Below are 21525 nucleotides of genomic sequence, written 5' to 3' on the forward strand. Positions count from 1 at the left end.
AAGTACACATTTTTTCTATTTCTGATACTTGAGGGGGTAAAAATTTCGGATGGTTGGGTGTGAGGAGATTTTGTTGCAGAGGATTGCTTATTGACAGCTTCTGATAAATGCTAACTTCATCTCCAAACTCTCTATTAACCTGTCTGCCAGGAAGTCAAGCATTAGGCCAATATCTGAATCAGATCTTTCAAACCGTTTTAGATACTCAATCTTATCTACACTTGTAATAAAAATGGGTGGAAAACCTTGTTTCAGCAGGATTAGATTAGTAAAAAGCCTTCCTATTCTGCCATTCCCATCACTAAACGGATGTATGCTGTTTAAAAAATTTAGATGGAAACGCGTTGCTATTGTTAAGGGATGTTTGTCAATATCATGTATATCTACGCCCCCCAATTGGGTATTAGTATCCTGGATCAATGCTCTCATTGCGTCCGGCACCTCAGCAGGCAATAGATATTTATGAATTTTCCCGTTACTTCTAACGGTCATATTCTCAAAAGCTTTATATTGGCCCGGACTATAGAGCCCATCGTCATTCCATTGTGCTATATTCTTCATTAGCTCTTTATGAAGAATTTTTATGCTTTCTTCTGATAAACTTTCATAATTGTAGTTGTTAAATACAATATCTAAAATATTCTGATGATTTATTAAATCTAAAAGTTCGCCGGGGGCAGCATTTTGTGGAGTTATAAAATCTTTGAGCAGTTTGATAGTTTGTCCATAGGTAAGTGTATTCCCTTCTAATTTGTTGGAGTTGTATGTGAAGTCAATTTTTACTTTTTCCAGAAAGGCCTCATCCCAATCTTTATTGGATGTTAATTCAGATATCTGACTTTTAAGGGTATTGATCTGCTCTATTTTTTGTGCAATCATTATTTAAAGTCAATCTCGTAATCGAATCCGTGAGCTTGTATTTTTTCAAGCCATCTTTTATATAAATTATTACCAATTACAAGCTTTCCATCCTTCATATATAATGTTTCACCAACAATGAAGGTCTGAAGATCGCGCCTGAACTCCTGTTGCAGATCATTTAAAAAGATAGTATCCTTTCTGGACAAGATCCATAATGCATCTATATTTTCAGATATTGCAGCAAGCCGGTTCATTCTTTAATTAAGAATTGATAGACCCAAATCTAAGAAATTTTACTCAGTAAGAATAACATCTACTATTTCAAATATTTACATAGTTAAAAAACATTATTTCTTTAATTATTGAAAATCAGTCTCTTTTAATATATTTAACCAGCTCAACATTGGCATCATTCTCGCAGTGCGGAGAGAAATTTTCTTAACCCAACACTATGAGAAAATTATCAGCTCTTATCCTGGCATTGTCTGCCACTATGCTGTTTTCCTGCGGGGGCAAAGGCGATAACCCAACTCCGGCAAATGACAATGCTGCCTCCTGGAAACTAGGGGATTACTCTTATGTAAAAGGCGGCTCCTCACAATCTTCCCAGACCAATGACGGCAAGACTATTACAGCCATTGTTGTCAGTACATCAGGCGATGGCGGCAACTACGGTGCATTTTCCGGCAGCGCCGTTACCATTACCTTTTACAGCAACCTGGGGGAAGGCACCTACACACTGGGCACTACCGAAGCAATGGTAAGCAATCCAGGCACCAAGATCATCAACATTGACTGTACGATCGGCACTGCAGTAAATACCGGCGCGGTATTGTATGACAGCCCATCAGGCGGCACTGCGGAAGTGACCAAAGACAGCAACGGGAAATTTCATGTGACGGTTACCACTCCGGTTACCCTGACTAAGAAGATCAGCACCGGCGGCGGTATACCGGCTGCAAAGGATAGTTACCAGTTTACACTGAAAAATGCGAATTAAAAACCATTCCAGGCAAAAGCCCGGCCCTGAAGCAGATGCTTCGGGGGAGTTAAAAGGCATCGCGCGCATATAATGCCCTCAAAAAGTTTCCAGCTTTTTGAGGGCATTCATATTAAAAGGGCTTTGATGTTTTCTTCCGGAGAATAAGGAAGAATTGTTAACACTCAGGGAATTACTGTCTAACACCGGCAATTGTTTCTGCTGCAACTTTGTGGTGTGAAATTAATTCTCTTGCCATGAATTATTCAAAGCTCGCCTTTACCGACGTCATTAAAGCGATCCAGAAAAGACTGGGCAGCAGGACTGCCTATCAGCGGGTAGAAAATATGAGTTACGTGGACGGACTAACGCCGATCGAAAAGGAATTCATCAGCCAGATGGACAGCTTCTACCTGGCTTCCTATGGGGAAAATGACTTTCCCTATATACAGCACCGTGGAGGGCCCAGGGGCTTCATTAAAGTGATTGACGAGGCGACCATTGGTATTGTTGATTTCAGCGGTAACCGTCAGTACATTTCGGTAGGTAACATCAGCAAAAATGCGAAGGTCTCGCTGATCCTCCTATCCTACCCTATGCGGGCAAGATTAAAAATATATGCCGAAGCGGAAATTGTGGAGATCAATGAAAATCCGGTTCTTTTTGATCAGCTGAAACCCGAAGACTATAAGTTCAGGCCAGAGCGGATCATGTTGTTCCACATTAAAGCTTATGACTGGAACTGCTCTCAGCACATCACACCAAGATATACCACCGCTGAAATAGATACCATCCTGGAACCGAAGGATGAACATATCCGGCAGCTGGAACAGCAGCTTACAGACCTACGAAAGGAGCTGGAAGACCTAAATAATTTTGAACCCTAATAAATTAAAAGTAACGCAGACTTAAACTTTATAATCATGAAAAAAATAGCAATTAACGGATTTGGACGTATAGGACGGGCAGCATTAAAGATCATCTTAGAAACACAGGACCTCCAGGTAGTGGCCGTGAATGACCTGATGAGCATCGAAAACGCCGCTTACCTCCTTAAATATGACAGTAATTACGGCAAATATCAGAAGGAAGTGCAGGTGGAAGGCGATATGATCCTGGTAGAGGGAAAACCTGTAAAGTATACCAGCATAAAAGATATTGAGCGCCTGCCCTGGGCAGCGGTGCAGGCAGACATAGTAATTGAAAGCACCGGGATCTTTACCAACATGGCTGCTGCTGAAAAACACCTGGCAGCAGGGGCTAAATTTGTGGTGATTTCCGGTCCTACCAAGGATACCCCAACAGTAGTGCATGGAGTAAATACAGAGGACGGCAAAGTATCGGTTTTCTCCTGCGCAAGCTGTACCACCAACAACATCAGTCCCATAATCGAGATATTAGGCCGCAGGCTTGGCATCAAAAAAGCCATCCTGAATACTACCCATGGCTATACTGCCTCCCAGGCCCTTATTGATGCGCCCTCCAAACGGGAGCCACGCATGGGCAGAGCAGCAGGCATAAACCTGGCTCCCGCTGCAACAGGCGCCGCCATAGCAACCACAAAAGCGCTGCCGCAATATGCGGGAAAATTTGACGGGATCGCAGTAAGGGTGCCCGTACCTGTTGGCTCTATATCAGACATCACCTTCATTGCCGGAAGGGCTACCTCAGTGGAAGAGATCAACAGCATTCTGACGGAGGAGTCAAAGACTTCCAGATATGAAAAAGTACTTGCCGTAACCGACGAACCGCTTGTATCCACTGATATTATCGGCAGTGCTTTTGCTGCAACCGTTGACCTGGAAATGACCCGGGTAGTTGATGGAGACCTGGTGAAGGTAATGGCCTGGTTAGACAACGAGTGGGGCTTCACTAACCAGATGATCAGGCAGATCCAGTCCATCTAAGGGCATCATAAAGATTAGTTAACCCGGATTCAGATCCTGGAACCGGGTGTAGCTACCCGCTCCAAATAGATTGATCTTGTCTTCCCCGGTTAGCCATAAGCTCCTATCTTTACAGAAAAAGTTCATGGTTTTTGTAAATAATACCAAAGAGCGCCTAACTGTACTGGAGCTTAACAGCACCAACACCGGGATGATCTCCGATGTGAGAGCAACTGATATGACATCTATCTGGAATGTGGGGGAACGGATGAATATTACCATTGATAAAATCCCTTATACGCTTAAAAAGAACCAGATTATTTTCCTGACCGAGTATCACAAAATCGATCACATAGAACTGGAGTCCGCAAGGATGATCCGCTTCAACCAGCCTTTTTATTGTATCGTCAACCACGACAATGAGGTGGGTAGTAAAGGGCTGCTTTTCTTTGGGTCTTCCGGTGTACCGTTAATAACTTTGGAAAAGGATAAGATCCGGGATTTTGAATTGACCTGGGAAATGTTCTGCTCAGAGATGAAAAAGGATGAACTGCTGCAACAGGACATGCTGCAGGCAATCCTTAAACGCATGCTCATCCTCTCTGTCAGGATATTGACACAGACTACCGATTTCCATAAACTGGAGAAAAGGCAGGGCGATATTGTCAGGGAATTCTATTGGCTGGTGGAAAGACATTTCACCAGGGAGCATGAAGTGGCCTTTTATGCATCCAAGCTCAATAAATCACCCAAAACACTTTCCAATCTCTTTTCTGTTTTCTCAAAACGCAGTCCGCTCAATATCATTCATGACCGCATCCTGATCCATGCCAGGCGGCAGATCAATTATTCCAACCGGTCGATCAAGGAAATTGCCTACGAGCTGGGCTATGATGACATCCAGACCTTTAGCCGTTTCTTTAAAAGTAAAGAGGGCATGTCGCCTATGCAGTACCGTGAAAAATTTGACCTGGCTTCCCAACAATCAAAAAAGCTTTCCAACACCAAAATCCCGGCCTAGAGCAGCTCACTTTACCTAAGGACCTTAGCCTGCAAATAATGCAGACAATCTGTACATTTGGGCAATATAAATTTACCATTATGGATACCAGAGAAACCATCCCAACCGGCGGCAGCTTTTACCCGCTGGTAGCAGAACTTTTCCAGCAGCAAAAGAAAGCAGCCATACTGTATGATGATAATGGCGTTACCCGCGCGAGTGGTATTATTGAAAGCATCTTTGACCGCGATGGCAAGCAGTGGATCAGGCTGGACGACCAAACGGAGATCCGGATCGATAGGTTATATGCGGTGAACGGCACTTTCTCTTCCGACTATTCCGAATGCTGATGCTTTAGTACTTCTGCTTAACCCCAAGCATCTCCGGCCACCCGTTTCCGGAGCCGTGTAACTTTTATTATGATGTCTTAAACTTAATCACGGTAATAAAATTTCTTAATATCGCTTTCCTCCATTTTACCATCCTCCGTTATTCTATAAGAGATAATAAATTCTAAAAGTGATTTATCATTGTATTCATTGCGAAAAACTGCATTACCATAAGTCTCACCGGTATCAGGGTGTACAGATTTAATGTCAATCATATTTCCGTGGTCATCATACTTTTCAATGATACAGCTTTTGGCGTCAAACGTGGCTGTTTCAAAATACTTTTTACCAAACATTGAAATGGCCCACTCCATATTTTGCTGTTTCAGCATGTCGTGCATTGCTGCCAGATCATAGTAGCCGATCATGGTCTCTACGTTTGAAATAACCGCACTCTTTTTTGTCAGCACATTCCCCTGGCGGATCTCTTCTTCTACTTTGTACAGCTGCATTTTTGAATCATACCTGCCATAGTACTCGGTTTTCTCAACCTGCTTTTTAGCATTATAGAAGAAATTCTTTTGTGAGGATAAATATTGCGTTTCCTTATGCTTAAGGAATTTTTGCTCTTCTAAGAGCAGCTGGTTGTTACCGTACACATAAATGATCTGCTCAGTGAACTGGTTGTTAGTGAAGCTGCGTTTTGCCTGCAATACTCCGTTCTGATAGGTGAAATCGGTTCGCAGAATTGTATTCTCTTCAGTTGTTCTTGTTTCTGAAACCTTTAAACCATTTTGGTAGCTGCAGCTCAAAGAACTTTTTGTTCCATATTCAATGTTGTGATAATGATCCGCAATCAGCAATCCCTTTTCAAACTTAAATTCGCGGGTAGAAGATGCTTCCGCAACGGAATGCCAGTTATTTTTTCCCAGTATAGTATGTCCCTGGGCAATGAAAGCAGCGTAGCTTTTTGTTTCATTTCCATATTTAACTACCCGGTAGTTCTCTCCTGAATATTCATAGATACTTAAGAGGCCATTTTCACCGGAGGCGCTCTTTCCAGTTTCTAAGATCCCGGTTATTTGATCTTTATCATTATAGAATGTTTCTTTTGTATGACTTGAATACTCATCGCGGTAAACTTCCCTGGAAAGGCGCATATTGATATATATTTTCTTGTAATATATAAAAATACGTAAATTTTATAATATATCAGCTTACAGGAAGATCAAAGGATTATTTCCCCTGTTCTCTCCCCGGCAATGATATACCTTATGCTTTACATTATCAGGATGTTGCCGGTCCATGACAAGATCCGTATTAAAATACCGCATGGTATAACCGGTCCTTCTTTTATCACTTGTATTGGGATTGGCGCCATGAATAATACGGGAATCATGCAGGGAATAATGATTTTGCTGCAGCTCAAACCATACCACTTTACTTTCATCAACCGCTGATCTTTTGATCTCTATATTAAAAATGCGGTGATCGGTATCCATTTTTTCATACTCGGAAAATCCATTGTGGTGCGAACCGGGGATCACTCCCATACAACCGTTCTCTTTTACAGATTCATCTATGGCCAGCCAAAGCGTAACAATACTATCAAAGCGGTTGAAGCGGCCATTCCAATAGGCGCTATCCTCATGCCAGGGCGTTTTTTTTCCTGTACGGGGTTCTTTGCAAATAAAGTGGCTGCTCCATAAAGCTATATCCGGCCCTATCAATCCTTCTACAATATCCAGGATCTCAGGAGCCATTAAAAACTCAAATAAACGGGTATCCTTCATGTGCGGCACATCCAGCTCATCGGGTTTCAGGTTACCCCTGTTATTCAGGTGCTCTTCAAAAATGGTGAACAAACGGTTGAATTTTTCTTTGCTGAATAAGGGTCTGTTGGTAAGCAGGTATCCATTGTCTTTGTAATAGGAAATTTCTTCCAGGGAGAGCCGCTTTTTTTCTTCTGTTCTCATGCCCGATTTTTTGATATAAATGTAGTGCGTACGGGCATCGGAATGGGGCTTATCTTTTATTCCCTAACCCCGTTTTTTTACGCTAAAGCGACCTACACTATCGTCTGGCTGCTCTTCCGGTATGCGGATGGTGTTTGCTGGTATACCTGCTTAAAGGTTTTGTAAAAATGTCCCAGGTTGGTAAACCCGCAATCATTGCAGATCGTTTTGATGGGTGTGTTGGTGATAGAGAGCTGTTTGGATGCAAAGTTCATACGCAGCTCCGTTACCAGGTCGGTTAATGTTTTATGCAAGGTGCGCTGCACTGTTCTGTTCACATGATCTATGTTCCTTTCTGCTAAACCGGCAAAGCCTTGTACGCCCTGCTTAAACAGCGCCGGCGAGCAAAAAACCCTGATGGCATGATTCAGCCAGGCAGGTATCTTCTGATCAGGCGACAGATCATCATTATCAAATAATAAACGGAAAATGAACAGCAGCAAATGATCCAGGTAAAAGTTGGATTTACGGTTCTGCAGCACCTCTTCGGCCCGTTGTGAGATCCTGCGGATGGACGAAACCGCCAGCAGCGTCTGATAGGGAACCAGATCCCGGGTCCAGAAAAAGGAATCGGAGCCGGCAAAATAGCGGCTTCTTAAATACTGTAAAGTATCCAGCGGAAAAGCAAGGTTCATGAGGGTAAGGCCCCCTCTTGCGGAAGTGAAAGTATGCTGGTCATCCGGGCGGATCATTACCAGGTGGCCGGGTTCCAGCATAATTTTGCAGCCATTGATCAAATGGGTGCCGTTGCCGTTCTCCACCCAAAAGATCTCCGCATAATTGTGCCGGTGCAGGGACAGGTCATGACGGGAATGAATGGTAACCCTGGCCAGATGAAAAGCTTCATCGTCCCTGATAAAATTCTTCAGCAGGAATTTCTTGACGCTCATGATCAGAATATTTTTATAGTTCCGGGTTTCCCCTGATACTTTACTTTGCCATCCAGGATGATCTTACAAAAGGAAGCAGAGAGCTCCACATCTACTACATGCTTGCGGTGAACGAAACCTTTTATTTTAAGGGGAGCGGCTGTATTAGGCCTGGGATGGATCCACAGGCTGCCGTCCAAACGGGGATCCAGGCCTGCCATCCCATACAGGATAGTGGCTGCGCCCATTAAGCCGGAAATAACATTGGCCCTTTTAAAGGAAGGTGAGCCGGGACGATCGCAATAATGCTCCTGCGGAAAATAAGGCAGCAGCTGACCAATCCAGAACTGGCGTTTTAATACATCCCAGGCTTTTTCCGGCAGGTTTTCCTGGTAAAGGTCCAATGCCAGCTGGGGCAGGTCTCCTGAATAGGCGCCGCCTCCGCTCCAGTCTGTATCTGTTACTTCATAATGAATGGAATCTGCTTTGGATACGCTGCTAACGCCATAAGGGAAAAGGAATTTGCCTTCTTCTAATTGCTCCAGCATTCTTTTCTTCATGGCAGGAGTACATACCCCGGTCCTGAAAATATCAAACACCTGGATAGAATATACGGTTTCCTTATGCCCGTCAGGATATTTGCAGCAGAACCATCCGGTAGTTTCATCCCAGAGCGCTTTCCTGATATCTGCAGCAATAACATCCGCTTTTTTCCGCCATTGCTGAATGGCTGTTCTATCATAACCTATCTTTTCTCCCATGTCTGCCAATCGCCTGAAACACCAGGCCCGTTCAGCATTGGGGCTTGGCACCATATGTTCCCAGCCCATGCCACGCATCTCCAGTAAATTATGCTGATCACCGTAATCGATCACGCCATTTACCATGGGCCTTTTTTCATCACTTAACACCAGCTGTTTTACCTGTTCAAACAGGTCAGGATAAACGCTGTCCTGGCACGCTATGGCATATACGAGCGAGGTAAAGGCAACAGTGCTATAGGCATATCTTACACCCAGCCCGGTGCCGTCCTGTGCAAAAGCATAACTTTTTTCAAGGTCAATGGCTGTCATGGTGCGTGTTATGTTCAGCAATTTATCTCCCATCATGAGGGAAACGAGCCCCGGTGCATATCCGGCCACATCCCAGAGATAGGTGTTCATACCTCCCCCATCCAATCCGCTGGTAACAAGTGCCGGCTGCAATTTAAAATCCGGTTTTTCCCAGATGCATACCAAGCCGGAAGCAATGGATCTTTTATAGTAATTTTTAAGCGCTTCGTTATTTGTTTCAATAACAGGAATATTTTTCAATGCCCAGGCCAGCCGGTTATTCCATATGGCAGCCGTTTGTTTTTCCCAGGCTTGTAAACCGTCAGGGACAGCTATGGTTTTTGCATCGCCGGCAAATACTACGGCTATATAACCCGTTGCGCGCTGCTGCGGGGCTATGTTCAACAGCTGGCCTTCCTGTAATACATTTACTTTTACCGTATCCTTGTTCTGCGGATCAGCCGGCGGCATAAAACCCCAGTCCTTTAGCGGATAGGCAGCAGGTTTGCCCCTAGTTATCAGCGGTGTCATAGCCAGCTGCAAAGCAGCTGCTGTTCTGTTCTTTACCTCATAACGTATTAAAAAGCCGGACCTGTCTGCCAGCGGTATAAGCTGGGAATTGATTTCGAAAGAGATCAGTCCGCCGGCATGCATCCTGTGATAGGTACCCCTGCGCAGGATCCTGTCCGGCTGCCATTGACCGCCGGTATAAAGGATATTCCTGACCTTGCCGCCCCATACAAAGTGATCCCTGATGGTATCGCCATTCGCTATAAACAGGGCTTCAAATTTGAATCCATGGGCCGAAACAGGCGGCGACATTACATCCCCCACTCCTAACACGGAATTTAAAACCGGGTTTACGCTGGTATAACCGCTCCCCACCCAAAGGTGGCCGGGAGGCGTGACCAGGCGGTTAAGATCAATTGCAAAATCTGACAGCTGCCATTTGGACTGGGCAACCAGCTGAGCGCAACAAAATGTGATCAGGAAAACGAGCTGACCAGCCCGTACAAAGCGTTTATTCATATCAGTAGCCCCGGTCTGTTTGAATGAGTGGAAATTAGGTAAAATTAGCTACAACAGCTAATGAGGAGCGCGCTTTCTTTTATCTTAAAATAGCTGTTTTATACGCTGCAACGACTTTGCTGAAACACCGGCTAACGGTTGTGCGTACCTTAATAACAGCAAGGCAACGCTTGTGAATATACTTTTTGTGAACCTAAAAATAAAACGTTATGAAAACCATTATTCTGAATCTATTTACGGTAATGCAGATGATGATGATCTCAAGCTGCGTTAAACAGGAAAACATGAACGGCCCGCTTCAGCGCGCAGACAAGCTGGCTGTTGCTGCCGGCGGCGTGACGATAATGGGCGCCAATCCCGCACTGGATAAGAGGACAGACACCTTGCTAAGGTTCATTCAGAACCTGAAGAACCAGCCGGGCAAACGGATCCTGGCCGGGCAAAACAGTAACATCTCCAATAAAACGCAGTATAAGCTGGGCGATGATCAGATCATTCATCCTTTTGCGCAGGCCACCGGAAAATACCCGGCCATAGTAGGCTCTGACTTTAATGATATTGATAACTGGAATTATCATTCGCCATTCCTGAAAGATCTGAACCAGCAGCATAATTGTATCATTGAGATCTGCGGGGGGCTTAATAATCCCGGGATCTCCAGCGGCAGTGATCTCAGCGCATTGCTGCCGGGCGGCTCACTAAGAACACAGTGGGTAGCCAATATGGATGCAATGGCCGCCAAACTAGCCTACTTCCAGACAAACAATGTGAGCATATTATACCGGCCTTTTCATGAAATGAACGGCAGCTGGTGCTGGTATTACACTACTAATTATGCCAATTTCAGAGCGCTGTGGGCTGATCTGTTTAATTATTTCACGACCACCAAACACTTAAATAACCTCATCTGGATCTATGCGCCTAACAATAATACAGTAGGAGATGGCGCCTATACGAATTATTACCCCGGCACAAGTTATGTTGATATTGTGGGGGCGGATGTGTATGATGATAACATGACCATCAATGATTACAGTGTAATAAGAACACTGGCCAAGCCTATTATGCTAACGGAATTTGGTACGGGGCACGGCGTAAGAGGCAACAGTGATCCGAACCTGAACGGAACCTTTGACTATAACCTGCTGGCCGAAAAGATCCGCACCACTTATCCCAATGTAATAGGCTGGCTGTGCTGGCATGACTGGAACACTACCAATATGGGATGGATCTACAAATCCATGTATAAGAATAATTACAGTAACCTTATCAATCACAGCTGGATGGCATGGGCCAGCGACGTACCTTAATTATTAAATATATTCACAGGCGTTGCTTTCATAAAAGTCGTTTTAGCGTACAAAACAGCTATTTTAAGATAAAAGAATGCACTTTCCCCATTAAATGTTGTAGCTATTTTTACAGAGGGGGTGAATACAGGGGTACCCGTTATGAAAATTATATGTACTCTCCTATACTTTAGTGTGGATCAGGCTTCACACCCGGCTATCTCTTTATAATTCTAAAATAGGTTTCCGTTATGAGAATGTTTTTACGACCGTTCTGCCGGATCATGCTTGTATATGCAGGACTGCAATATTTCTTCATCACCGCATCGGCACAGCAGCCGGGAAGCTCTCCGCCGGCCAACACCGTTAGCGGGCATGTTACTGGTGATAAAGGCGCGCCCATGGAGGCTGTTACCATTACAGAAAAAGGTACGCATAACTATGCACTAACCGATAGTCATGGCGATTTCCGCATCCGCATTTCCGGTACACAGGCAACCCTGATCTTTTCATCTATCAACGTTATTACGAAGGAAGTACCGGTATCTGCCGGGCAGCCGGTGAACCTGTCCCTTGCGGTAAAAACGAAAGAGCTGAATGATGTAGTGGTGGTAGGTTATGTAACGCAGCGGCGGCGCGACCTCACCGGCGCTGTATCATCCGTGAACGCCGGGCAGATAAAAGATATTCCCCTCAGCTCCGCTATGCAGGCGCTGGAAGGCCGGCTGGCCGGCGTAAATATATCAACAACGGAAGGCGGCCCTGGCGCTGCTGTTACCATCAAGATCCGTGGCGGCGGTTCTATTACCCAGGATAATACGCCCCTGTATGTGGTGGATGGTGTTCAGGTAGAAGATGCACTTTCAAAAATAGCACCGCAGGATATTGAATCTGTGGATGTATTAAAGGATGCTGCCGCCACTTCCATCTATGGAGCAAGAGGCGCCAACGGTGTTGTTATTATTACCACTAAAGGCGGCAAAGAAATGAAAACGGTGGTGGCCTATAATTATTTCTATGGCGTTAATAAGCTGGCTAAAAAATTCGGTGTAATGAACCCGAAAGAGTTCATTGAATATAACTGGGAAAAAACCAGGAATACTTTGGCCGACAGCTCTGCCTTTACCTCTCAATACGGCAATAGCTGGGCCGGACTGGATTCTATCAGGAATGCACCCTTTACAGACTGGCAGCAGCTTTCATTCGGGCGGAGCGCAGCTACACAAACCCATAACGTAAGCGTTACCGGTGGAAATAAGACCACTACTTTTAACATCAGCTACACGAATAACAATGAGCAAAGCGTAATGATCAACTCCAGCTATTTAAGGAATCTTTTAAATATGCGCTTAGATCATACGGTTTCGGATAAATTTAAAGTAGGATTGAACTTTTCCTATAACGACCAGGTGATCAGCGGGCCCGGCACCAGCGCATCGGGTAATGTGACCAATAACCGTTTGCGCAATTCTGTGAAATACCGGCCCTTCCTGGTTAATTCAGATGATCCCAACAGTTCTAATGACGCGGCTTATTTTGCACAAACCAATGCAACGGGTTATTACCTCATTAACCCCATTGAATTTGCCCATGCTTCTTACCGGCGCAATGGCGCTGTTAATACTACCATGAGCGCTTACGCCCAGTATGCATTCACTAAATACCTGTCGCTGCGCGTTACCGGCGGCCTTAATAAAAATGATGGAAAGCTGAATGCATTTGACGATTACATTACCTGGAATGCCATTACCAATGGCGGCGGGAAGCCGATCATCAGTCTTACCAACAGCAACATGACCTCCATTAATGAGAATGCCGTGCTTACTTTTAATAACAGCATATTTAAATCGGATTTTCACCGGAACAATTCCATTAATGTGCTGCTGGGCCAGGAGATCTACCAGCTTTCTTTTAAATCACAGACGGACCAGGTAAGATATTTCCCAATAGGCATCACTCCTGAAAAAGCCTTTTCCCAGCTAAGCCTGGGCACCTCTATGCCGCTGTATCCCACTTCTACGGATACAAAAAGCAGGATCGTTTCTTTCTTTACAAGGATCGGCTATAGCCATAAGGATAAATACCTGGCCAGCTTCAATTTGCGGGCCGACGGATCTTCAAAGTTTGCGCCTGGCCATCAATGGGGTTACTTTCCATCGGCCTCTGTTGCCTGGCGTATTTCCAGTGAAGATTTCTTTACACCGAACAATTTTGCCTCTGATGTGAAGCTGCGGTTCAGCTATGGCCTGGCAGGCAATAACCGGATCAGCGATTTCCTGTACACTTCCCTGTACCGGTCAAACGGCACACCTTACAGCCTGAATAATACCCTGGTTCCGGGTTATGCCATCACCTCCCTGGCCAACCCGGACCTGAAATGGGAATCTACCCTGTCGCGCAATGCAGGTTTGGATGCCAGCCTTTTTAACAACCATCTGCAGGTAACTTTTGATGCCTATATGAATGATACCCGCGATCTGCTGATCAATGTACCTATTGCTGCCAATTCAGGATTCAGCACGCAATTGCAGAATGTAGGCAGTGTGCGGAACCGCGGGCTGGAATTGCAACTGAGCACGGCAGCCATTTCCACAAAGGATCTTAAGTGGAATATTAATTTCAATATATCCACTAACCGTAACGAGGTAACGAAACTCTCCAATGTTGCCGACCACTATTTTGCCAGCTCCGGCTGGGGTGCGGGCAATGAATACCTGGTGCAGGTAGGGCAGCCGGTAGGCACTATCTGGGGTTATGAGGCAGATGGTATGTACACCCTGAATGATTTTGATTACAATCCCACCAACGGCGCATACATACTGAAAAAAGGAGTGGCTGATAATACTGCATCCGTAGGCATTCCTGCTCCGGGAACAAAAAAATTAAAGGACCTGAACGGGGATGGTATTGTTAACGCTAAGGACCAAACGATTATTGGCAATGCCCAGCCGAAATTCACCGGGGGCCTTAACAACCAGCTCACCTATAAAAGATTTGACCTTAGCGTATTCGTGAATTTTGTGTATGGCAATAAAATACTGAATGGCGATAAGGTTGAATTCAGCAATGCGTATGCCGGCAGCTTTTCCAACCTTACCTCTATTATGAACGGCCGCTGGCGTACCATTGATGCCAATGGCAATGCGGTGCAGTGGGCCATTTCATCAAACGGTAAATCGGTGCCGGCAGGCGCTGCCCCGGAAGTACTGGCGGAGATAAATAAGGATGCAAAGATCTGGCAGCCCATTAAGGGAGGTAATTACCTGGAGCTGGATTCCTGGGCAGTTGAAAACGGTTCTTTCCTGCGTGTTAATAATATAACACTTGGATATAGTTTGCCGGTAGAGACGCTGCTGAGACGTAAGATCAGCAGTCTGCGGATCTATTGTACGGTAAATAACGCCGCTGTTATAACACGCTATAGCGGTCTTGACCCTGAGGTGAGCACCAAAAATTCCAATTATGTAACTCCCGGCGTTGACTCTTCTCCGTATCCACGCAGCAGAACTTTCATTGCCGGTATTAATGTTAAATTTTAGATTGTTTCAGCATATGAGCATTATAAACTTAAAGCGGCTTGCAATCCTTACAGGATGTTTTTTACTGACTGTATCCTTTCATTCCTGTAAGAAATTCTTAGCGCTGAGCCCTAATTCAGCTTTTGATGAAACCTATGTTTTTGGCAGCGTTAACGACGCCTATAGCGCCGTATTAGGTACCTACGCTTCACTTACCGGCGACCGGGGTTACGGCGGAAGGATCCAGTATTATTTTTCCAATGACTGCGATGAATCATACTGCAATGCCAGCAACACCCTGGGCATAGGGGGCGATAACGGCCCCAAGGCCCTTTGCCGGTATAATGCCCTGGCCACAAATACGGAGCTGGATGCGGAGTGGAATATCTATTACGCAGGCATTGACCGCGCCAATCATTGCATCAAAAACATTCCGCAGATGCATCTCTATACCAACGGAACGGATAACGATAAAGCAAGCCTGAGAAGGCTGTATGGTGAGGCGCTGACCCTGAGGGCACAATTCTTCTTTGACCTGATAAAATTCTGGGGAGATGTGCCGGCGCCTTATATTCCTTCCGTAGACCAGCCGGATCTTAACCTGCCGGCCACAGACCGGGATTCCATTTACGATCATATCCTGAACGACCTGGCGCTGGCCAGCTCTCTTTTACCCTGGCGGGGCGAGGCAGGTGTTACTGCAGATGAGCGGATAACAAAAGGAGCTGCAAAGGCGCTGAGGGCAAGGATAGCGCTGTTCCGGGGCGGCTACTCACTGCGGGCCGGCTCACGGCAGATGGAGCGGCCTGCCGACTACCTGAAATATTACCAGATAGCGAGGGATGAATGTAATGATATCATCAATTCCGGCGCGCATAAGCTGAACCCTTCCTTTATGGCGGTGTTCAAAGATAATCTTGACGCACACCGGCTGGAACCCAACGGGGAAATACTGTTCCAGGTAGGGCTTTCGGGTGGAACCGGCGTTTCAGACGGCCGGGTAGGTTTTATAGATGGCACCCGCGTTAACGGCAATGGTATGGGATCAGATTGGGCGCTGCCTACCTATTTCTATAAGTTTGATAGTTTGGATGTAAGAAGGGATGTGACCATTGCCAGCTACGCAATAAACGGATCCGGTTATTACCTGGGAATTGCCACTGTTTACGGACCTTTTGTGATGGCAAAGTTCAGGAGGGACTGGCATTCTAACCCTGCTACCCCTGCTAACAGCAATTTTGCATATACAGGCATCAGCTGGCCAATGATCCGCTATTCAGACGTGCTGCTGATGTTTGCGGAAGCAGAGAATGAGCTCACACACGCGCCCACAGCCGCTGCCATCGGCGCATTTAAGCAGGTGCGTGTAAGGGGCTTTAATGGTGATGAAAGTAAAATGGGCGATATTCCATCTGACTACACCGGCTTTTTTAATGCCATTACCAATGAAAGGATGTTTGAATTTGGCGGTGAAGGATTAAGGAAATGGGACCTGATACGCTGGAACATGATCGCAGCTGTATTTGCCGAAACCCGCGCCAACCTGGCAAAATTCAGGCAGCAGCAGGCGCCCTATGACCAGGTACCTGCCAAAATGTATTATCTCAATAATTCAGCTGCAGGCATTGTTTATTATTCAGGGTATTATCAGCCTGCGCCATCCACTCCGCCCACAGGATATACCAGCGTGAACTGGGCAGCAGCCTATTTAAACAATTTTGAGAACGACTGGGCCGGTAGCTTTGTGGCTAATCAAAGAGAGATATTGCCTTATGGCCCTCAGACACTCAGCAGCAATCCTAATCTTCACCAGGGATATGGATACTAATAATTAAACGAATGAAATTTAGAAATGCATTGTTGTCATTATCAGCCTTTGCCTTATTCTCTGTTCATGCAAAAGGCAATGATCTTAATATACTCGATTTTGGCGCAAGCCGCGACAGCAGCCGGTTAAGCACACAGGCCATTAACAAAGCAGTGGAAGCTTGCTTTAAAGCTGGTGGAGGAAGGGTGATCATTCCCCCCGGTAATTTTAAAAGCGGCACCATCACTTTACTGAATAATGTAGAGCTTTTTTTGGAACGGGGCGCCACTTTGTATGCCAGCACGGACCATCGTGATTTTCCGCGCCAGCAGCAGCCGGCATACCGCTCCCAGAAAGATCCCGGCGGCTGGTACGCCCTGATTTATGCTGAAGGCGCCAGCAACATTGGTATAAGCGGGCCAGGCACTATAGATGGTCAGGGCGCGAAACAGGTACCACGGCCGGTTCCAAAAGGAGCTGTTAATGAAGACCGGGACGGGAGGCCAAGGAATATCCTGTTTATCTCCTGCCGGAAAATTTCAGTGCAGGATGTTACCATGCTAAGCTCCGGTATCTGGAACCAGCATTATCTCAATTGCGAGAACGTTGTTGTTAATAATATCCGTGTTTATAATCACAGTAACCGGAATAATGACGCGATAGATATAGACGGATGCAGGCATGTGGTAGTATCCAACAGTATCATGGATACAGATGATGACGGCATTACCCTCAAAAGCACGGGTGCAGCGCCCTCTGAGGATGTTGTGATCAGCAATTGTATCGTAAGCAGTTTTTGCGCTGCCATTAAATGCGGTACTGAATCAACCGGGGGCTTTAAAAATATCCTGATCAGCAATTGCATTGTAAGGCCCTCTAAATGCCTTACAGAACCGGTGTTTAAAACGCCCCGTATAGGGCAGGTTGGCATTGCCCTTGAAATTGTTGACGGCGGAATAATGGATGGCATAACCGTGAGCAATATTATTATTGAAGGTACGGAGTGCCCGATCTATGTAAGGCTTGGCAACCGGGCCCGTAAACATACTGATGCGGCGCCGGAGCCGCCCCGCGGACAGATGCGCAATATTTCTTTATCGGATATAAATGTATATGGCGCCGGTAATTACTCCTCTTCCATTACCGGTATACCCGGCTCCCCTATAGAGAATATCACGTTGAGCAATATACGTATAGTGAACAGGGGCGGCCTTAAACAGGGAGAATATACCAGTGATCCATCAAAGGTACCTGAGCTGGAGAAGGAGTATCCGGCGCCTGACAGGTGGAAGAACCTGCCCAGCTCAGGGTTCTTCATCCGGCATGTAAAGGATATTGGGCTGTATGGTGTTACACTTCATTCGCAGGCAGCTGATCCCCGGACGCCTGTGATAGCCGATGATGTGGACAACCTTTATATTCCGGATCTGCGGTCTGACCGCCCGGATAAAGAAGCTGTACAGCTATTGCATGTCCGGAGCTTTAATCATTGAGCAGCGGCCTGGTTAGCCAGGTCCCGGTAGGCGCCTTTACACAGCAGGCTGTCATTCCGGACATCCATTTTCAATTGCATAGGTTTTGCTACTGCATGCTCCGCTTCAAACTGCTCTCCTAACAATATTGAAATAGTAGCCGCAATTTGCTGCTGCCATACCTGCTGCGCTTCCTTTATTTCCCCTGCGGGATCAATATCCGGCCCTATAACCGCCAGCCACATGTCACCGGAGCCTTTGGCCCAGAAGCCGTGCGTTTGCCAGGTGCCGGGTTTCTTGCCTCTCCCATGGTCAGTAGTTATAATAAAGGTGGTATTGTCTTTATAAAAAGGATCGGTTTGCACATAATACCAGAGCGTGCTGATCATGCGGTCCACATCAGCCGCTTTTTGCAGGTACAGGTCGTAGCGGCCTCTATGGGCGCATTCATCTGTTTCGCCGAGGCCCAGGAACACCACTTTGGGGTGATGCTGTTCTACATATTGCTGCATACTTAAGCAGGTTAACATATCGTAGCGGGTGCGTCCCTTACCTGTAATATATTCCTGCACACTGTTTACGGCTGCTGCTGTGTCGCCCTCTCCTTCCAGCGGCTCATAACCGGCGTTGACGGAAAAACTGCCCGGATGCTCATTCAGGATATAAGGTAAGATATTCCAGGAGCTGAACGCTACTACTTTACCCTGGTAATCCTTTTGCTGATTGAGGAATTCCAGTACGTTGGTATTCCTGTTGGCGATGGGTGCATTTGCCACAAAGCGGCTTTCTGCAAAACCGGTCAGCATTTCGCTGTAGCCGGGGTAAGAGATCTTATAGAAGTTCCGTACGTTCACCTTGTTGTTCCATTGGCGGTTGCCGTACAGGCAGCCCTGCTTTGCGATCACATTCCAGAAAAAGGGCATTAATTTCTGCCGGCGGATCGCTGCTGAATCGTCCCAGTACAGCTGCCGCATGATCGCGGTATCTTTTACCAGGTTCGGATCAGACAGCAGCCTGGCATCTGCCCCGTTAAATACCTCCTGCCAGCGGAAGCCATCTGTAGTGATTATAAAAATATTCCGTTTCTTTTCCAGCTGAGCAGTAGCAGCCAGGGATGGGAGCAGAAGAATTACCCAGAGCCAGGATCTCATTTGTACAGCGTTTTTCAAAAGAACGTACAAAGTATGATCCAGAGATTAACGGGTGGTTAAATTATTGTTGCTAATGGGGTAGACGGGTGTTTTTTTTGGAAAAGGGTGTTATCATCGATCTATCTTGATACCATCGGGCAATATGCGGCGGGCGAATACCTTTCAGTTTTTATGCTATATTTGAACTGACGGCAATTTTATTGGCCCATTTCGGCAATAATCAAACCATTGGATCTAATTTTTTCATGACACAAACAGACCCGCTTTGGAGACTTTAGACTACAACAGTTTTGCAGAAAAGTGTATTGAAGATCTGAAAACTTTGCAAAACAAATTTCAAAAGGAATATGACTTGAATTGGTACGAGAACTGGTTTTATAGCCAAACTACAGGACTGTTAACCCTTTCAACCGGAGACAAAGAATTAAGCTTTAAATACTTCGAAGCAGGAAGCTTTTCAGAAAAATCGAACACCTGGAAATGGTCATGGGACAACAACCACGTGCCTGACAACATAAAAGAAAGAACTAAGCTCATTAAAGAATTCGGGCAAAAGTCGAATTTCCCAAAACTGACCAATGGCTATTTTCAAAGTGACGAGTATGAAGCCTGGGAGTTTACCGCAATTGCAGCTAAACTTGCAAATGGAATTGGAGCTTATAGGCCAGTTAGTGACGGACAACTACAAATCTTCCTGGTCATAACTGAATTTGTTGACAACAAGACCGCGCAAAACATCAAAGACAAGTATGTTGAGTGTAGTGCTCACGAATATCGCAGAAGGGCATTTATTTGCAGTCACCTCAACCAGGTGACTAAAGTTGGATTTGAAGAAGCCTTTGAAACCTTTGAGAACATGGAGCTTTCAGATGAGGATGACTTCCAAGCCTGGTGTAACGAGTGCGAAAATGTGAGACAAAAAGAAGGGGAATGGAATGACAATTCAATGGCATTTGCAAACATAAAAGTTGTTTGTGAGCAATGTTATTTTGAAATAAAAGAACTAAATACCGGACACCGATAAAAGACTTCTTTCTACTGGTGGCAGGCATAAGACTTTACCATTAGCGGCTATGTTTTATGAAACACTCTATACCCGTAATCTACTTTATAATTTTTACCTTATTCAGCTGCACTACCAGACAGTCAAGTCCGGTGCGTGACAATAATCAATTCAACTTTGACACCACAAAAATTATAGACAAATTCGAATTCTCCTTAAAAACCGCACATCCTCATGCACAAGCTTTAATGCCCGAAGACTTTTATTGGAGCCCCATTGAAGAAACAGCACCATTCGGAAGTGATGACGGTTTCGATGCAGCGTATGGATTCAGAGAATGGAGGCATACCAATAAATCACTTAGTCCAATTATTTATTTGAAAGAATTGATTGAAGGTTGGCAATATCCATATTTTGACTGGAACGAAATGGACACCACAAGAATTAAGGAGTATATTGTTTCGAGAGCGAATATTGATGAGGCTAGTATTCAGCAGCAAATGGAGCAGTTAAAGAACGTAATGAAAAACTCGGCTGATTCGTCATTCCATAATATCGACGAAACGCTATTGCGGCAAACCGTCATTTCATCCTCACAGGAAATGGGTGGTAGTTTTTTATTGGGTCAAGACAACGCAATTATAGGGACAGGCTTTGCGCAATTTGCTTTAGAAGGTAAAATAGACAATGATTTAAAAGCTTTGACCATTACTGCAATCAACAGACAATTATTACCTGTTCTTATTAATCGCTATGACGAAGATTATCAAAACAAAAGAAAACAACAATTAACAAAAATGCTTGGAGTAATTAATAACGCAAATTCCGAATGAAAAAACAGCCGCTAACAGTAGTGGGATTTAATCCTGCAAAATGATATACCGTGACCATACAATGAGACCCTTTATCTATTTAATAACAACAATAATGCTATTTGGACTTTTTGGCTGCAAAGGCAGTAAGGACAAAGATTTTGTATTTGACGAATTCAAATCTCAAATTGAAAAGCTTGGGATGAAAATTGACTCAGTAGACGAAACAGGGCTAATTTATATTTCTCAAGGCGAACTGACATTAAAAATTAGCCTGGATAACGTTAGAAAAAATTATGACAGAGATAAAAACGCAACACATATCTCCGACTTAGTAAAAGCCCTGGTTGAATATTCTATCGAAATACCTTCAAAAGTATCCCCACGAGCAAGTACATGTTTTTTTCTTGAAGAGGGAGGCTCTACTTTTTATGCAGGTGTCCAGTTGTGTGG

The 21525-nt window shown here is 45.1% G+C and carries 19 protein-coding genes; 12 read left to right on the forward strand and 7 right to left on the reverse strand.

What is annotated here, in order from left to right; all coding sequences use genetic code 11:
* Positions 1 to 87 precede the first annotated feature (87 nt).
* Together KVT36_RS28865 and KVT36_RS28870 are read right to left on the reverse strand one after the other, a co-directional pair.
* Positions 88 to 879, reverse strand: a complete 792-nt coding sequence (locus tag KVT36_RS28865) for a Fic family protein (protein ID WP_217606907.1) — start codon at positions 877 to 879, stop codon at positions 88 to 90.
* The gene (locus KVT36_RS28870; RefSeq protein WP_217606908.1) at positions 879 to 1115 is read right to left on the reverse strand and encodes a hypothetical protein; all 237 of its coding nucleotides are present in this window, start codon (positions 1113 to 1115) and stop codon (positions 879 to 881) included. The genes KVT36_RS28865 and KVT36_RS28870 overlap by 1 nt, the downstream gene beginning before the upstream one ends.
* A gap of 197 nt (positions 1116 to 1312) precedes the next feature.
* Here KVT36_RS28870 and KVT36_RS28875 point away from each other — a divergent pair, with 197 nt between their 5' ends.
* The 5 genes from KVT36_RS28875 to KVT36_RS28895 all read left to right on the forward strand — a co-directional run bounded on the left by KVT36_RS28875 (position 1313) and on the right by KVT36_RS28895 (position 5076).
* On the forward strand, positions 1313 to 1861 hold the full coding sequence (locus tag KVT36_RS28875) for a hypothetical protein (protein ID WP_217606909.1): 549 nt from the start codon (positions 1313 to 1315) through the stop codon (positions 1859 to 1861).
* A gap of 236 nt (positions 1862 to 2097) precedes the next feature.
* The gene (locus tag KVT36_RS28880; RefSeq protein ID WP_217606910.1) at positions 2098 to 2727 is read left to right on the forward strand and encodes a pyridoxamine 5'-phosphate oxidase family protein; all 630 of its coding nucleotides are present in this window, start codon (positions 2098 to 2100) and stop codon (positions 2725 to 2727) included.
* 36 nt (positions 2728 to 2763) lie between these two features.
* Positions 2764 to 3747: a type I glyceraldehyde-3-phosphate dehydrogenase gene (locus tag KVT36_RS28885; protein WP_217606911.1), complete on the forward strand. Its 984-nt coding sequence runs from the start codon at positions 2764 to 2766 to the stop codon at positions 3745 to 3747.
* A 76-nt stretch (positions 3748 to 3823) separates the two neighbouring features.
* Positions 3824 to 4747, forward strand: a complete 924-nt coding sequence (locus tag KVT36_RS28890) for an AraC family transcriptional regulator (protein WP_217606912.1) — start codon at positions 3824 to 3826, stop codon at positions 4745 to 4747.
* Between the two features lie 80 nt (positions 4748 to 4827).
* On the forward strand, positions 4828 to 5076 hold the full coding sequence (locus tag KVT36_RS28895) for a hypothetical protein (RefSeq protein WP_217606913.1): 249 nt from the start codon (positions 4828 to 4830) through the stop codon (positions 5074 to 5076).
* Positions 5077 to 5159: 83 nt separating this feature from the next.
* Here the strand turns inward: KVT36_RS28895 and KVT36_RS28900 are convergent, their stop codons facing one another.
* The 4 genes from KVT36_RS28900 to KVT36_RS28915 form a co-directional block, all read right to left on the reverse strand.
* Complete coding sequence (locus tag KVT36_RS28900; RefSeq protein ID WP_217606914.1) at positions 5160 to 6215, reverse strand: hypothetical protein; 1056 nt, start codon at positions 6213 to 6215, stop codon at positions 5160 to 5162.
* Positions 6216 to 6272: 57 nt separating this feature from the next.
* Positions 6273 to 7031 (reverse strand): phytanoyl-CoA dioxygenase family protein, encoded by a 759-nt coding sequence (locus KVT36_RS28905; protein ID WP_217606915.1) that lies wholly within the window; start codon positions 7029 to 7031, stop codon positions 6273 to 6275.
* A gap of 92 nt (positions 7032 to 7123) precedes the next feature.
* Entirely contained in the window at positions 7124 to 7960 is an 837-nt protein-coding gene (locus KVT36_RS28910; protein WP_217606916.1) for a helix-turn-helix domain-containing protein, read from the reverse strand.
* 2 nt (positions 7961 to 7962) lie between these two features.
* The gene (locus KVT36_RS28915; protein ID WP_217606917.1) at positions 7963 to 10020 is read right to left on the reverse strand and encodes a hypothetical protein; all 2058 of its coding nucleotides are present in this window, start codon (positions 10018 to 10020) and stop codon (positions 7963 to 7965) included.
* A gap of 209 nt (positions 10021 to 10229) precedes the next feature.
* Here KVT36_RS28915 and KVT36_RS28920 point away from each other — a divergent pair, with 209 nt between their 5' ends.
* From KVT36_RS28920 to KVT36_RS28935, 4 genes are all read left to right on the forward strand, one after another.
* Complete coding sequence (locus KVT36_RS28920; RefSeq protein ID WP_217606918.1) at positions 10230 to 11330, forward strand: glycoside hydrolase family 26 protein; 1101 nt, start codon at positions 10230 to 10232, stop codon at positions 11328 to 11330.
* A gap of 230 nt (positions 11331 to 11560) precedes the next feature.
* Positions 11561 to 14848: a TonB-dependent receptor gene (locus KVT36_RS28925; protein ID WP_217606919.1), complete on the forward strand. Its 3288-nt coding sequence runs from the start codon at positions 11561 to 11563 to the stop codon at positions 14846 to 14848.
* A 13-nt stretch (positions 14849 to 14861) separates the two neighbouring features.
* On the forward strand, positions 14862 to 16655 hold the full coding sequence (locus KVT36_RS28930; protein ID WP_217606920.1) for a RagB/SusD family nutrient uptake outer membrane protein: 1794 nt from the start codon (positions 14862 to 14864) through the stop codon (positions 16653 to 16655).
* 11 nt (positions 16656 to 16666) lie between these two features.
* Positions 16667 to 18127 carry a glycoside hydrolase family 28 protein gene (locus KVT36_RS28935; RefSeq protein WP_217606921.1) on the forward strand — a complete coding sequence of 487 codons (1461 nt, stop codon included), beginning with the start codon at positions 16667 to 16669 and terminating at the stop codon, positions 18125 to 18127.
* Here the strand turns inward: KVT36_RS28935 and KVT36_RS28940 are convergent.
* Entirely contained in the window at positions 18121 to 19257 is a 1137-nt protein-coding gene (locus KVT36_RS28940) for a hypothetical protein (protein WP_217606922.1), read from the reverse strand. The genes KVT36_RS28935 and KVT36_RS28940 overlap by 7 nt on opposite strands.
* A 265-nt stretch (positions 19258 to 19522) precedes the next feature.
* On the opposite strand from KVT36_RS28940, the gene KVT36_RS28945 reads away from it, so the two are divergent.
* From KVT36_RS28945 to KVT36_RS28955, 3 genes are all read left to right on the forward strand, one after another.
* On the forward strand, positions 19523 to 20281 hold the full coding sequence (locus KVT36_RS28945) for a DUF6882 domain-containing protein (RefSeq protein ID WP_217606923.1): 759 nt from the start codon (positions 19523 to 19525) through the stop codon (positions 20279 to 20281).
* A gap of 131 nt (positions 20282 to 20412) precedes the next feature.
* Positions 20413 to 21093, forward strand: a complete 681-nt coding sequence (locus tag KVT36_RS28950) for a hypothetical protein (protein WP_217606924.1) — start codon at positions 20413 to 20415, stop codon at positions 21091 to 21093.
* A 40-nt stretch (positions 21094 to 21133) separates the two neighbouring features.
* On the forward strand, positions 21134 to 21525 hold a 392-nt coding region (locus KVT36_RS28955), incomplete at its 3' end, for a hypothetical protein (RefSeq protein WP_217606925.1).

This window comes from Chitinophaga sp. GbtcB8 (assembly GCF_019091455.1).
GTDB lineage: Bacteria > Bacteroidota > Bacteroidia > Chitinophagales > Chitinophagaceae > Chitinophaga.

What these genes read in the sequence shown, in the direction of transcription:
- KVT36_RS28865 (WP_217606907.1), bottom strand. Translation starts at nt 879, where the DNA reads ATGATTGCACAAAAAATAGAGCAGATCAATACCCTTAAAAGTCAGATA.
- KVT36_RS28910 (WP_217606916.1), bottom strand. Translation starts at nt 7,960, where the DNA reads ATGAGCGTCAAGAAATTCCTGCTGAAGAATTTTATCAGGGACGATGAA.
- KVT36_RS28870 (WP_217606908.1), bottom strand. Translation starts at nt 1,115, where the DNA reads ATGAACCGGCTTGCTGCAATATCTGAAAATATAGATGCATTATGGATC.
- KVT36_RS28905 (WP_217606915.1), bottom strand. Translation starts at nt 7,031, where the DNA reads ATGAGAACAGAAGAAAAAAAGCGGCTCTCCCTGGAAGAAATTTCCTAT.
- KVT36_RS28915 (WP_217606917.1), bottom strand. Translation starts at nt 10,020, where the DNA reads ATGAATAAACGCTTTGTACGGGCTGGTCAGCTCGTTTTCCTGATCACA.
- KVT36_RS28925 (WP_217606919.1), top strand. Translation starts at nt 11,561, where the DNA reads ATGAGAATGTTTTTACGACCGTTCTGCCGGATCATGCTTGTATATGCA.
- KVT36_RS28935 (WP_217606921.1), top strand. Translation starts at nt 16,667, where the DNA reads ATGAAATTTAGAAATGCATTGTTGTCATTATCAGCCTTTGCCTTATTC.
- KVT36_RS28930 (WP_217606920.1), top strand. Translation starts at nt 14,862, where the DNA reads ATGAGCATTATAAACTTAAAGCGGCTTGCAATCCTTACAGGATGTTTT.
- KVT36_RS28895 (WP_217606913.1), top strand. Translation starts at nt 4,828, where the DNA reads ATGGATACCAGAGAAACCATCCCAACCGGCGGCAGCTTTTACCCGCTG.
- KVT36_RS28875 (WP_217606909.1), top strand. Translation starts at nt 1,313, where the DNA reads ATGAGAAAATTATCAGCTCTTATCCTGGCATTGTCTGCCACTATGCTG.
- KVT36_RS28880 (WP_217606910.1), top strand. Translation starts at nt 2,098, where the DNA reads ATGAATTATTCAAAGCTCGCCTTTACCGACGTCATTAAAGCGATCCAG.
- KVT36_RS28940 (WP_217606922.1), bottom strand. Translation starts at nt 19,257, where the DNA reads ATGAGATCCTGGCTCTGGGTAATTCTTCTGCTCCCATCCCTGGCTGCT.
- KVT36_RS28920 (WP_217606918.1), top strand. Translation starts at nt 10,230, where the DNA reads ATGAAAACCATTATTCTGAATCTATTTACGGTAATGCAGATGATGATG.
- KVT36_RS28900 (WP_217606914.1), bottom strand. Translation starts at nt 6,215, where the DNA reads ATGCGCCTTTCCAGGGAAGTTTACCGCGATGAGTATTCAAGTCATACA.
- KVT36_RS28885 (WP_217606911.1), top strand. Translation starts at nt 2,764, where the DNA reads ATGAAAAAAATAGCAATTAACGGATTTGGACGTATAGGACGGGCAGCA.